This window comes from Synechococcus sp. CC9605 (assembly GCF_000012625.1).
Classification (GTDB): domain Bacteria; phylum Cyanobacteriota; class Cyanobacteriia; order PCC-6307; family Cyanobiaceae; genus Parasynechococcus.
This window is the reverse complement of record NC_007516.1, coordinates 2,358,839-2,370,454: the sequence shown is the minus strand read 5'-3', so window position 1 is coordinate 2,370,454 and position 11,616 is coordinate 2,358,839. Positions and strand designations below refer to the sequence as shown.

Annotated in this window: 14 protein-coding genes; 3 read left to right on the top strand and 11 right to left on the bottom strand. The window is 64.8% G+C overall.

The genetic code is table 11. The features are described 5' to 3' along the window. Positions 1-26: 26 nt before the first annotated feature. The gene (locus tag SYNCC9605_RS12720) at positions 27-650 is read left to right on the top strand and encodes a TVP38/TMEM64 family protein (protein WP_011365477.1); all 624 of its coding nucleotides are present in this window, start codon (positions 27-29) and stop codon (positions 648-650) included. Here the strand turns inward: SYNCC9605_RS12720 and SYNCC9605_RS12715 are convergent. Genes SYNCC9605_RS12715 through SYNCC9605_RS12705 form a run of 3 tightly spaced genes read right to left on the bottom strand, consistent with a single transcriptional unit; the run spans position 626 to position 3,262 of the window. Next, positions 626-811 (bottom strand): hypothetical protein, encoded by a 186-nt coding sequence (locus SYNCC9605_RS12715; protein ID WP_011365476.1) that lies wholly within the window; start codon positions 809-811, stop codon positions 626-628. The two genes, SYNCC9605_RS12720 and SYNCC9605_RS12715, sit on opposite strands and share 25 nt — an antisense overlap. Next, the gene (ligA, locus tag SYNCC9605_RS12710) at positions 808-2,850 is read right to left on the bottom strand and encodes an NAD-dependent DNA ligase LigA (protein ID WP_011365475.1); all 2,043 of its coding nucleotides are present in this window, start codon (positions 2,848-2,850) and stop codon (positions 808-810) included. Before ligA ends, SYNCC9605_RS12715 begins: the two co-directional genes overlap by 4 nt. Continuing rightward, entirely contained in the window at positions 2,843-3,262 is a 420-nt protein-coding gene (locus SYNCC9605_RS12705; RefSeq protein WP_011365474.1) for a hypothetical protein, read from the bottom strand. Before SYNCC9605_RS12705 ends, ligA begins: the two co-directional genes overlap by 8 nt. Positions 3,263-3,306: 44 nt before the next feature. Here SYNCC9605_RS12705 and SYNCC9605_RS12700 point away from each other — a divergent pair, with 44 nt between their 5' ends. Continuing rightward, complete coding sequence (locus SYNCC9605_RS12700; RefSeq protein WP_011365473.1) at positions 3,307-3,882, top strand: SprT family zinc-dependent metalloprotease; 576 nt, start codon at positions 3,307-3,309, stop codon at positions 3,880-3,882. 105 nt (positions 3,883-3,987) lie between these two features. After that, the gene (locus SYNCC9605_RS12695; RefSeq protein ID WP_011365472.1) at positions 3,988-4,521 is read left to right on the top strand and encodes a hypothetical protein; all 534 of its coding nucleotides are present in this window, start codon (positions 3,988-3,990) and stop codon (positions 4,519-4,521) included. On the opposite strand, the gene SYNCC9605_RS12690 is transcribed toward SYNCC9605_RS12695, so the two are convergent. From SYNCC9605_RS12690 to SYNCC9605_RS12655, 8 genes are all read right to left on the bottom strand, one after another. After that, positions 4,518-4,955, bottom strand: a complete 438-nt coding sequence (locus SYNCC9605_RS12690) for a hypothetical protein (RefSeq protein WP_041435298.1) — start codon at positions 4,953-4,955, stop codon at positions 4,518-4,520. The two genes, SYNCC9605_RS12695 and SYNCC9605_RS12690, sit on opposite strands and share 4 nt — an antisense overlap. 90 nt (positions 4,956-5,045) lie before the next feature. Then, positions 5,046-5,645, bottom strand: a complete 600-nt coding sequence (locus tag SYNCC9605_RS12685; RefSeq protein WP_198002511.1) for a chorismate lyase — start codon at positions 5,643-5,645, stop codon at positions 5,046-5,048. Next, positions 5,642-6,319 carry a hypothetical protein gene (locus tag SYNCC9605_RS12680; RefSeq protein ID WP_011365469.1) on the bottom strand — a complete coding sequence of 226 codons (678 nt, stop codon included), beginning with the start codon at positions 6,317-6,319 and terminating at the stop codon, positions 5,642-5,644. Before SYNCC9605_RS12680 ends, SYNCC9605_RS12685 begins: the two co-directional genes overlap by 4 nt. Before the next feature lie 24 nt (positions 6,320-6,343). Beyond that, complete coding sequence (mnmG, locus tag SYNCC9605_RS12675) at positions 6,344-8,275, bottom strand: tRNA uridine-5-carboxymethylaminomethyl(34) synthesis enzyme MnmG (protein WP_011365468.1); 1,932 nt, start codon at positions 8,273-8,275, stop codon at positions 6,344-6,346. A 73-nt stretch (positions 8,276-8,348) separates the two neighbouring features. Further along, the gene (locus SYNCC9605_RS12670; RefSeq protein ID WP_011365467.1) at positions 8,349-8,651 is read right to left on the bottom strand and encodes a hypothetical protein; all 303 of its coding nucleotides are present in this window, start codon (positions 8,649-8,651) and stop codon (positions 8,349-8,351) included. Between the two features lie 85 nt (positions 8,652-8,736). Further along, positions 8,737-10,143 carry a replicative DNA helicase gene (gene dnaB / locus SYNCC9605_RS12665; protein ID WP_011365466.1) on the bottom strand — a complete coding sequence of 469 codons (1,407 nt, stop codon included), beginning with the start codon at positions 10,141-10,143 and terminating at the stop codon, positions 8,737-8,739. Between the two features lie 71 nt (positions 10,144-10,214). Then, complete coding sequence (gene rplI, locus SYNCC9605_RS12660) at positions 10,215-10,673, bottom strand: 50S ribosomal protein L9 (protein ID WP_011365465.1); 459 nt, start codon at positions 10,671-10,673, stop codon at positions 10,215-10,217. Positions 10,674-10,751: 78 nt separating this feature from the next. Beyond that, positions 10,752-11,609: an acyl-CoA desaturase gene (locus SYNCC9605_RS12655; RefSeq protein WP_257929537.1), complete on the bottom strand. Its 858-nt coding sequence runs from the start codon at positions 11,607-11,609 to the stop codon at positions 10,752-10,754. Positions 11,610-11,616 lie beyond the last annotated feature (7 nt).

Genomic DNA, 11,616 nt, shown 5'->3' with positions numbered 1-11,616 from the left:
TCCAGGCCATGCGTGGGTGATTCCGCTTGATCTCCTTGGTTCAGCATTGGCTGCCGGATGTGTTGGAGCTGCTGCGCTCCCCCGCTGGGGCTCTGCTGTTCATGCCGCTCTATGCCCTCTGGGTGACGCTGCTGCTGCCGGGGGTTTGGGCGTCGATGCTGGCCGGGGTGCTCTATGGCACCTGGCTTGGCAGTGGCCTGGTGTTTGTTGGGGCCTGCCTCGGGGCGGTGGTGGTGTTTCTGCTGGGGCGTTCGGTGCTGCGCGACTGGGCCCGGCGCCGGTTGGAGCAGTTCCCCAAGCTGCAGGCGGTGGAGCGGGCCGTGAGCAAGGAGGGCCTGAAGTTGGTGTTGTTGACGCGCCTCTCGCCCGCCTTTCCCTTCTCGCTGCTCAACCTGGCCTATGGCCTCAGTGAGGTGAGCCTGCGGGACTACAGCATCGGCTTGATCGGCATCCTCCCCGGCACGTTGCTGTTCTGCGGCTTGGGAGCCTTGGCTGGGGATGTGGCCCGGTTCGGTGAGGTGCTTGGGGGTGAGGCCGATGCCGGAACCTGGGTGCTGCGGGTGGTGGGAGTGCTCTCCACATTGGCCGTGGTCTGGCTCGTGAGCCGGGCGGCCAGACGGGCGCTTCAGGATGTGGAAACGTCGCTCTGATCGGGATTGGGCAGACGCCAGTCCCGCAGGGCAGCGATCAGGATGAACCAGGCCAGGCGTGCGCGAGCAATCGGGCCAGTGCGCTGCTGCAGCTCAGCCAACTTGGCCCGGCCGCAGTCGGTTTTGATCCAGCGGAGCAGGGCAGGGGTGGATGGACTCATGGCTGCAGCAGGGCGGTGAGATCGGCTTCGCTGAGCACCGTTACCCCGAGGCTTTCGGCTTTGGTCAGTTTGCTGCCGGCGGCTTCGCCCGCCACCAGGTAGTCGGTCTTCTTGCTGACGCTGCCGCTCACCTTGCCGCCGGCCGTTTCGATCAGCGCTTTGGCCTCGCTGCGGCTGAGGTTGGGGAGTGTGCCCGTGAGCACCAGGGTTTTGCCCTGCAGCACGCCGTCGGCGTCAGCTCCGGCTTGGCTGGCGGCCTCCTGCTCGGAGGTACTGGCCTCCAGGGAGAAGCCAACGCTGCGTAAGTCCTGCAGCAGCTGTTGGTTGGCGGGGGTGTGCAGCCATTGGCCCAGGCTGGCGCTGATTTCCGGGCCGATGCCATGCAGTTCGGCGATCTGCTCCGGGGCCTCCAGCGCTGCTGTCGCCAGGCTGTCGATGCTGAAGAAAGCGGCCGCGAGTGCTTTGGCGTTGACCTCGCCGATGTGGCGGATGCCGAGGCCATAAAGCTGGCGGTGCCACGGCTGTTGTTTGGAGGCCTTAAGGGCCTCCACCAGGTTGGTGGCCGACTTATCGCCCATTCGATCCAGGCTGGCGAGCAGGGCTGCATCCAGGCGGTAAAGATCCGCCAGCGAACCCACCAGGCCGCGATCCACCAGTTGTTCGATCAACTTGCTGCCGAGCCCATCCACATCCAGGGCGCCCTTGCTCACCCAGTGCCGCAGGCCACCTCTCAGGATCGCCGGGCAGCTGCTGTTCACACAACGGGTGGCGGCTTCATCGCCTTCCCGCACCAGGTTGGAGCCGCATTCGGGGCATTGCTGTGGCAGTTGCACCGGAGTGGCGTCGCTGGGCCTGAGCTCCGGCAGCACCCGCACCACTTCGGGAATGATCTCCCCGGCTTTGCGCACCACAATGGTGTCGCCCAGGTGCAGATCCAGTTCAGCGATCCGATCGGCGTTGTGGAGGGTGGCGCGGCTGACGCTGGTGCCGGCCAGGGGCACCGCTTCGAATTCGGCCACGGGGGTGATGGCACCGGTGCGGCCCACCTGAGCGCCAACGCGAAGCAGACGGGTGGGGGCTTCTTCGGCCGGGTATTTGAGGGCGACGGCCCAGCGCGGCGCCTTCTGGGTGAAGCCGGCTTCGTCCTGCAGCTGCAGGTCGTCCAGCTTCACCACCACGCCATCGGTGGCATAGGGGAGGTCATGGCGACCCTGCTCCCAGTGGTCGCAGAAGCGCTGGATGGCGGCCAGGTCTCCGCAGAGCTCCCGGTTCGGGTTCACGCGGAAACCCGCCGAGTTCAGCCACTCCAGAGCTGCCCATTGGCCGGGGGGTTGGGCGTCACCCGGCAGGTGCAGGGTGTAGGCAAAGAAGTCGAGCCGGCGGGCGGCCACCACCTTGGGATCCAGTTGGCGCAGGGTTCCGGCGCAGGCGTTGCGGGGATTGGCGAACAGCGCTTCATCCCGTTGCTCCCTTTCGGCATTGATCGCCGCGAAGGTGGCATCGGGGATGAACGCCTCTCCTCGCACCTCCACCCATTCGGGTGGGTTCTCGATCTGCAGCCGCAGCGGAATCGAGCTGATCGTGCGCACGTTGGCGGTGATCTCTTCACCGCGGCTGCCGTCGCCCCGGGTGGCGGCCCGTTCCAACACCCCGTTGCGGTAGCTCAGGGCGAGGGCGTTGCCGTCGATTTTGAGTTCCCCCACCAGGGGCAGGCGGCTGTCGCTGGGACGGTCCAGCACCTTGAGCAGCCGCTCGTGCCAGGCCCGCAGGTCGTCGCGGTTGAAGGCGTTGTCGAGGCTGAGCATGCCCACACGGTGCTCAACGCTGGTGAACCCTTCCGCCGGAGCTCCGCCCACCCGCTGGGTGGGACTGTCGGGCCGTTGCAGGCCCGGATCGTTCTGTTCCAGCTCGAGCAGCTCGCGATAGAGGCGGTCGTAGACCGTGTCCTCCATTTCGGGTGCATCGAGAACGTAATAAGCGTGGCCGGCACGGTTGAGCAGGTGCCGCAGTTCCGCGGCCCGCTCGTGCGGATCAGCCATTGACCTGGTTGATGCGGGCAATGCGCCAGTTGTCGTCCACCTTGGTGAAGGTAAAGTCGAGGGGCAGTTCTTCGTCGCCTTCGGACTTCAACTTCACGGTGAGGATCAAGTTGCCTTCTTGCACGCGGGGGCGGCCGGACTTGAGGTTGCGGAACTTGTTCAGCTTCAGGCCCGCCAGGAAGCGGATGAACTGCTGGCGGCTCACGTGCTGGCGGTAGGCCTTGGTGGTGAGCAGGTAGGCACCATCAATGCGGCCGGCAGCCACCTGGGTGAAGAACTGCTTGATCAGGGGGTTGATGCCGCGGGCGTCGAGCACCAGCTTCACGGCGTTGTAGATCCAGTAGCCCAGCAGGGTGAGACCCCCGGCCAGCAGAGCTTTGCTGCCGATCTCACGCACTAGTCCCAGTTCCATCACCAGCTCTCAAAGCAGGGCCGAGTCTGACTGACCACGGCAAGATGGCGCTGATTCGGATCTCCTCCCCCCGTTCTGTGCCTTTGCAGCCGCTGCTGCCGTTGTTTCACCGCCTCAACCGGGAGCATTTCGGCGGTGCGCTGGTGGATGGGGGCCAGCCGCTGACGGCGGTGCGCTGGAGCGATGGGCGGATGAGCCGCACTGCGGGGTTCTACCGCCGTGGCCCCGGGGTGGGTGAGGGCCGCGGCAGCGAGATTGTCTTGTCGCGGCCGGTGCTCGAGCCGTTGCCCCAGATCGCCACGGAAAGCACGCTCTGCCACGAGATGATCCACGCTTGGGTGGATCTGGTGCAGCGTCGCCGCGAAAGCCATGGGCCGCTGTTCCGGGCCCGAATGGCCGCCATCAATGCGGCCCAGAGCCGGTTTCAGTTGAGCATCCGCCACAGCTATCCGGTGCCGCCCCGGCCGCCCCGCTGGCTGGCGGTCTGTCCCCGTTGCGGCCGTCGCACCCCCTGCCGAAGGCGCACACGTAATGCTGCCTGCCGGGCTTGTTGCGTCGAGCATTTCCATGGCCGCTGGGATGCCAGCTGCGTGCTCAGTTATGTGGAGGCAGAGGGCTAGATGGAGGTGTTCTGGCTGTCTCTGGAGTGTGGCGGTGTGGTGATTGTGTTGCTGGGATTACGGCGGGAACAGTGGTTGCGTCGACGCCGTCGGTAACGTCAGGACATGGAGGAGCGTTTCGATCGGTTGGACCGTTTCCGTGATCAGCGGGATCGCCGTCTCGACCAGTTTTTGGAAACCGGCCGTCAGCTTGTTGATGGGGTGTCCGGTCGGCGACCAGGAAAACGGCCCGGAGGGCGGCGCTCCGGTTTGGATCTCGATTCGGTGGGCCGCTGGGTCGGCGAAAAGGTCGAGTGGCTGCTGGAAGAGGACGACGACTGGCAGGAGCCCTGGCAAGAGGCTGGCCGTGGCCTGCCAGAGCCTGCGCGTTCGATGCGTTCCGCCCGTCGCCCCCTTGAGGCTATCTCCCGCCGGAGTCGCCGCGGAGCAGCAGCTCAGGCTCCAGCGCCCCCATCAACGCCACCTACGGCTCAGGAGTTCAACGCTGATCCTGGGGAGTGGCCGGAGGACGAGAGCTTCCGGGTGCAGCGCTGGTCACGCTCGGCCCAGCCGGCAGCCCGTCCGGAGCCCGAAGCCGCGCCCAATCCAGCGGGCTCCCGCAGGGCTTTGCCGCGCTCCAGCCGCCGCCGGATCGACTAACGCCTGGGGTGCAATGGGCGTGGGCTGACCCGGTAGCGGCAGCCCCGTGCAGCGAGCTGGTGGTTCACATCCTCGAGCAGCTCTCCGGGCATCTCTTCCGCCATCTGGTCAGCTGTGGCGGTGATCGATGGGGATCCCACCTGCAGGGCCTCCAGCAGCTGGGTCCACTGCTCCACCTGCAGGCTGCGGCTCATTGGCTCATAGCCCTTCTGTTCCAGCAGCTGGCTGCAGACCGTGCGGTTCCAGAGCACGGTGCGTCCCTGGCCGTGGGGGCCGGTCTGCATGGCGGCATTGGCGTCGAGGGCGCTCTGGGTGGGGCGCCCCCGACGGTCACGCCAGCCTCGGTGTTCGAGGGTCTTGCCGCAGTGAATCGCCGAAATGCCGTAGATCCGACCGAGGTCGGTGAGGCTGAGCCAGGAGGTGGTGGCAGCCATGACACGGTGAACCGAAGTGCCCACATCTTCCTGAGAGCACAACCAATGGCAAGTTGTCAAGAGCAAATCCCAACAAACCCGCAGATTTGTTCATGAATTTTGTTGAAACTCCTGGCGCAGCGTGGGGCCGAGCCAGGTTTCGAGTTGCGGGCTGAACACTTCGCGAATCACAGTGAGGGCCTTGCCTTGGCGGAAGAAGCGGTAATGGCGGCTCCAGTAGGGGCCGCGATGGCCAAAGGTCTGATCGAGCCAGTCCCCTTCCACCAGCGCCAAGCCATCCACCTCACGGAACAGCTCGGAACGCCCTTCGGTGAGGCTTTTCCAGATCGGCTGGTTCCGGTCCCGCAGGTGCCAATCCGCTTCAGCTTGGTTCCACCAGCTCTCGGCCCAGGCCAGCGGGGTGCCGCCGCAGGTGAGCCACACCTGGCGGCGCAGCAGTGGTGCCATCAATTCCTTCACCTCCTCCGGTGCCCCGGGATGGTCGGTCTGGTCGGCCTCCATGGCGATCAGATCCACGGCAACGGGCGAACCGGTGAGCAGGCGCAGGTGGCGGGTTGGGCTGCCATCACCCAGCAGCATCAACCGCCAGGGACCGGGCAGTTGCCGGGGTCCGTCAGCCGAGAGCACGGCATCGCTGGGGGCTTGCCAGAGCTGGTGCGGTGAGGGGTGAAGGCGGGGGGCGGGGTTCAGAACAGTCCTCCCACAGAGAGGGTTTGGCTTTGGCCGTTGCGGCTGATCACGGCACCGCTGTCGGTGACGTCCGTGAGCACCCAGCCGCTGCTGCCGATCGCTTCACCGATGCCGGCGGACACCGATCCCTGCCCCAATTGAGAAATAGCGGAACTGGAGCCACCGGGGCCCTTCACCACACCAGTGAGTTGGGGGACGGGTGGCATCGGCGCCAACGCCTGATCGCTGCCCAGGGGCTCAACCGTCAAGGGTTGTTGAATCGGCACGGTCAGCGGTTCGAGGCTTTGGATCGCAATAGAGGCGTCCTCGAACGTTGTCGTCTCTGCTGCGCGGCTTTCTTGAGCAGCCACTAGCTCGCGCAGCTGCTCGATCAGGGCGGCGCTTTGCTGCCGTTCCAGCTGCAGGCGGGAGCGCTGAAGGCTGCTCACCAGCCAGGCGCTGCCTATCACCCCGGTAACGGCGATGCCACTGATCAGCGGCAGCAGCCAGGTGGAGGGGGAGCGGCGCTCTCTTGGTTCGCTTGGTTTGGTTGTTGGTTCGTGCACATCAACATTCACCGGCACCACACCCGGTTGGGTTGGGGCGGTGGCCGTCCCACGGTCGAACACGTTGTCCATCACCTGCTCAGCCCGCAGGTTCCAATAGGCACGTGAAGTGGGAACCCGGGCTGGCACTGCAGAGGTTTCAGGAGTCCAACGCTATCGAGCTTCTGCGGTGGGGGCGAGGGGTTGGCGTTCCCTTTGCTGCAGTTCCAGCCACATCAGCAGGGCGGTGATGTCGGCTTTGCTGACGCCAGGGATGCGGCTGGCCTGCCCCAGGGTGCTGGGTTGAATCGCCGTGAGCTTTTCGCGGGCTTCATTGGAAAGCGTGCCGATGCCGGCGTAGTTGAGATCGGCCGGCAGCTTGCGCTGGCTCTGGCGTTTCACCTGATCGATCTGTTGCTGCTGGCGTTGCAGGTAGCCGCTGTATTTGATGTCGATTTCGGCGCCCTCGCGTACGGGCAGGGGCAGATCGGCATCGGCCAGGCCATGGCGCACCAGATCGGCGGCGTGCATGCCAGGTCTGCGCAGCAGATCGGCCAGGGTGATCGAGCCTTTGATTGCTGCACCGGTTTCTTGTTCTACCGCAGGGGCCACCGGATCGCTCACCTTGAGCCGCACGGTTTCCAGCCGCTGCTTTTCGCCCTCCATCGCCTGGAGTTTGTCTTCGAACAGCTGCCAGCGGCGGTCGTCGATCAGTCCAAGCTCATGGCCCAATGGTGTGAGGCGGCGGTCGGCGTTGTCACCGCGGAGGATCAGGCGGTATTCGCTGCGGCTGGTCAGCACCCGGTAAGGCTCGCGCAGGTCTTTGCTCACCAGATCGTCGATCATCGTGCCGATGTAGCTGCCCTCGCGGGGGAAGTGCACCGGCTCCTGGCCGCCGATCAGCCGGCCGGCGTTAACGCCGGCCACCAGGCCCTGGGCTGCGGCTTCCTCATAGCCCGTGGTGCCATTGAGCTGACCGGCGCTGAACAGGCCGCGCACCCGTTTGGTCTCCAGGGAGGGTTTGAGCTGGGTGGCGGGCAGATAGTCGTAATCCACCGAGTAAGCCGGCCGCAGCATCACGGCTTGCTCCAGGCCCGGCAGGCTGCGCAGCAGTTGCAGCTGGATCGGTTCCGGCAGGCCGGTGGAGAAGCCCTGCACATAGATCTCCGGGGTGTCGCGCCCCTCCGGCTCGAGGAAGATCTGGTGGCTGTCCTTGTCCGCGAAGCGAACGATCTTGTCTTCGATGGAGGGGCAATAGCGCGGGCCCTTGCTGTCGATCACCCCGCCATAGATGGCGGTGAGGTGCAGGTTGTCGCGGATCAGCTGATGGGTTTCTGCGGTGGTGCGGGTGATGTGGCAGCTCATCTGCTCACCGCTCACCCAGGCGGCCGGGTCAAAGGAGAAGAAGCGATCGGCTGCATCGCTGGGCTGCTCCTCCAGTTGATCGAGGGCGATGCTGCGCCGGTCTACCCGGGCGGGGGTGCCGGTTTTGAGCCGGTCGGTCTGGAAGCCCAGTTCCTGCAGTGTTTCGGTGAGCCCTTCGGCGGCCTGCTCTCCGGCGCGGCCGGCGGCCATCGATTGATGCCCCACCCAGATGCGGCCGCCGAGGAAGGTGCCGGCGGTGAGGATCACCGCGTCAGCGCCGTAGACGCTGCCAAAATAGGTGCGGATGCCGCTGATGCGTTGCTGGTCGCCTGCAACGGTGGTTTCCAGGCCGGTCACCATTGCTTCGCGCAGGGCGAGGTTGGGGGTGTGCTGCAGCAGCTGCAGCATCTGGCGGGAATAAAGGCGCTTGTCGGTTTGGGCGCGCAAGGCCCACACCGCAGGGCCGCGGCTGGCATTGAGGATGCGCTTCTGGATGGCGGTGGCATCGGCCAGGCGCCCGATCACCCCACCAAGGGCATCCACCTCATGCACGAGCTGGCTTTTGGCGGGGCCGCCAACGGCCGGGTTACAGGGCTGCCAAGCGATGCGATCGAGATTGAGGCTGAATAGGGCAGTGTTCAGGCCCAGCCGGGCGGCGGTGATCGCCGCTTCACAACCTGCATGACCGCCGCCAACCACGATCACGTCGAAGGATTCGGTAGGAGCGGCGCTGAAGCTCATGGCTTCATTATCGGCATTCGAGAGTTTTTAAGGCTCGTTGGCTCGGCATCCACGGTTTCAAAGTCGTTCCCTGTCAGTAATCAGTCATCAGGCCCGCCCACGGCATGGAGATGCCCTGGGCCTTGAAGGTCCCGTCGACTTCTGATGGATCCAGGGGAAGGGCCAGGGTGCAGGGTTCGGGGTGCCGCGCGCCGCTGAGGAACAGGGTTTGATTGGTGGTCAGCAAGTTCAACCGAAAACCGTCAAACCCCCAGGCCTGCACCCGTCCCTTGAGCAGGCCGGAGCTCAGTTGCAGGGCAACCAGGTCTGGAGAGAGCGGTTGGAATAGCTCCTGCAGGTCCCCGCAACTTTCGAAGCTTGCATCGAGGAGCTTCACCGGGGCAGATGGGCTGAGCCCTGCCGCGTGTTGACGGGTGTGGTGCTGCGTTCCATGCCCTGGAGTTTCAAGCGTCCCGAAAGAATCAGGCCGCCAGGTTGCGGAAGCGGGTGAACTGCGGTTCGAACAGCAGCTTCACCGTGCCCACCGGGCCGTTGCGGTGCTTGGTCACGATCACTTCTGTGATGCCGCGGTCTGGGGTTTCCGGGTTGTAGTACTCGTCGCGGTAGATCATCAGCACCAGGTCGGCGTCCTGCTCGATCGAGCCCGATTCCCGCAGGTCGCTCAGCATCGGTCGCTTGTTGGTGCGTGCCTCCACCCCCCGGCTCAGCTGGGAGAGAGCAATCACCGGCACGTTCAGTTCCCGGGCCATCTGCTTCAGGCCCCGGGTGATGCGCGAGAGCTCCTGTACCCGGTTGTCGGAGCCCGAGCCTTCCATCAGCTGCAAATAGTCGATCATCACCAGCCCCAGCTCCTTGCCCTGTTCGGCCATCAGCCGCCTGCAGAGCGAGCGCATCTCCATTACGCCTGAGTTGGGTTTGTCGTCGATGAAGATCGGCAGTTGCCCCAGGCTGTTGATGCCCTGGCCCAGCAGCGGCCATTCCTCCTGCTGCAGCCGGCCGGTGCGCAGCCGGCCTGCTTCGATGCCCACCTCCATTGAGAGCAGGCGGTAGGTGAGCTGCTCCTTGCTCATCTCCAGGGAGAACAGGCACACCGGCATGTCGTGCAGCTGGGCCACGTTCTTGGCCAGGTTCAGCGCGATCGAGGTTTTGCCCATGGCAGGCCGGCCCGCCACGATGATCAGATCGCTACGCTGCAGGCCCTGGGTCATCGCATCCAGGTCGTAGAAATTCACCGGGATGCCAGCTACCGAGGTGCCTAGCGAGCGGCTTTCGATTTCCTCAAAGGTCTGGGTGAGGATTTCGGCGGTAGGAGTGAGCCCTTTGGAGGGTTTCTCCTGGCTGATGGCAAAGATCTTCTGCTCCGCCTGGTCCAGCACCTGCTCCATCGGCAGGCTCTGATCAAAACCCAGCTGGATCACTTCATTGCCGGAGCGGATCAGCTGGCGGCGCAGGAACTTGTCCATCACCAGCCGGGCCACTTGCTCGATCGAGGCAGTGGAGGGCACCCGCTCCACCAGCTCCACCAGTCGGTTGTTGCCGCCCACCTTCTCCAGGGCGCCGGTGTCGGCCAGCCAGGCGCTCATGGCGGTGAGATCCGTCGGCTTGCCCTGGCCGTGCAGCATCAGGGCGGTGCGGAAGATCTCCCGGTGAGCGTTCAGATAAAACGCTTCCGGCTGCAGCACATCGGTCACACGCCCTATTGCGTCGGGATCCAGAAGGATGCCGCCCAGCACCGCTTCCTCCGCCTCCAGATTCTGGGGCGGAAGCGAATCGGGCAGAGCCTCGAAATTGGGCTCGTCGTCGCGCCGGCCCTGGCCAAAGCCACGGCGTCCCCCATCGTTGTTCTCTGGCAGGGGGACGCTCACCATGGCGGCAGGGCGTAAAGCGAAGGGATCACACTCTGGCTCGAATGAGCCGTTTGAGTGTCAATTGACAGCGATCAGTAGCCGACCACTTCCAGGTTGATCTCAGCGGTGACTTCGCTGTGCAGCTTCACCGTCACGGTGTACTTGCCGGTGCGGTGGATTTCAGGCACCACGATGTCGCGGCGGTCGATCTCCTTCTTGGTGGCAGTTTCGATGGCCTCTGCCACGTCACCGTTGGTGACGGTGCCGAACAACACATTGTCTTCGCCGGTCTGCTTCTTCACGGTGAAGCGACCAATGGTGGAGAGGGCGGTCTTGAAGTCGACGGCTTCCTGCTTCAGGGCGGCCTGACGCTCAGCTTCTTTGGCCCGGCGGTGCTCCACCTGCTTCATCACCGCAGGGGTAAGGGGCACAGCTTTGCCGAAGGGCAGCAGGAAGTTGCGGGCGTAACCCGGAGCCACTTCTACCAGGTCTCCGTCCATGCCGAGGCTGAGGATGTCCTCATTCAGAACGATTTGTACACGCTTAGGCATGGGACCGGTATGAAGGATGGAGGCGGGTGCGATCGACCACGTTACGACGTGGCCTGTCGTTGAAGGTTGCTTCGAGCCTCAGGAGGCTCCAGGGACGTAGCGGGCCGTGCGAATCCGGCTGGCCAGTCCAAGGCGCTTGAGCAGGCGCACGTGTTGCCAGGTGAGATCGAACTCGAACCAGCGCAAACCATGGCGTGCACTGGCCGGATGGGCGTGGTGGTTGTTGTGCCAGCCTTCACCGAAAGAGAGCAGTGCCACCCACCAGCAGTTGCGGGAGAGGTCGGGGCAATCGAAATTGCGGTAGCCGAAGGCGTGGGTGGCGGAGTTCACCAGCCAGGTCACGTGGTACACGACCACGAGGCGGAGAGGAATCGCCCAGAGCACCAGGCCAAGGCCGCCGCCATGAACCTGGGCGGCTTCACCGAACCAATAGAGCCCAAGGCCCAGGGGGATCTGCAGCAGCAGGAACCAGCGGTCGAGCCAGCGGTAGAAGGGGTCGCATTGAAGGTCGCCGGCGTAGCGATCGAGTTCCTTCAGGGCTGGGATGTCGTGCAGCATCCATTCGCTGTGGGCCCACCACAGGCCACGGCCAGCATCGTGGTGATCCGTGGGCTGATCCGAAAAACGGTGGTGATGGCGGTGCAGACCCACCCATTCGATCGGGCCGCTCTGGCAGGCCAGGGTGCCCATCAGTACCAGGATGCGCTCAACCCAAACCGGCACCACCAGGCTGCGGTGCGCCACCAGGCGGTGCAACCCCAGGGTGACGCCTAGCACCGTCAACCAATAGAGAACGCCGAAGGCCACAACGCCCTGCCAGCTCCAGAAGTGCGGCAGCAGCGCCACGGTGGCGAGCACGTGCATCACCAGCATGAAGCTGGTGGTTCCCATCTTGAATTTGCGCTGACGCGCCGGCAATCGGTCGCGCGGTGACATCACCGCG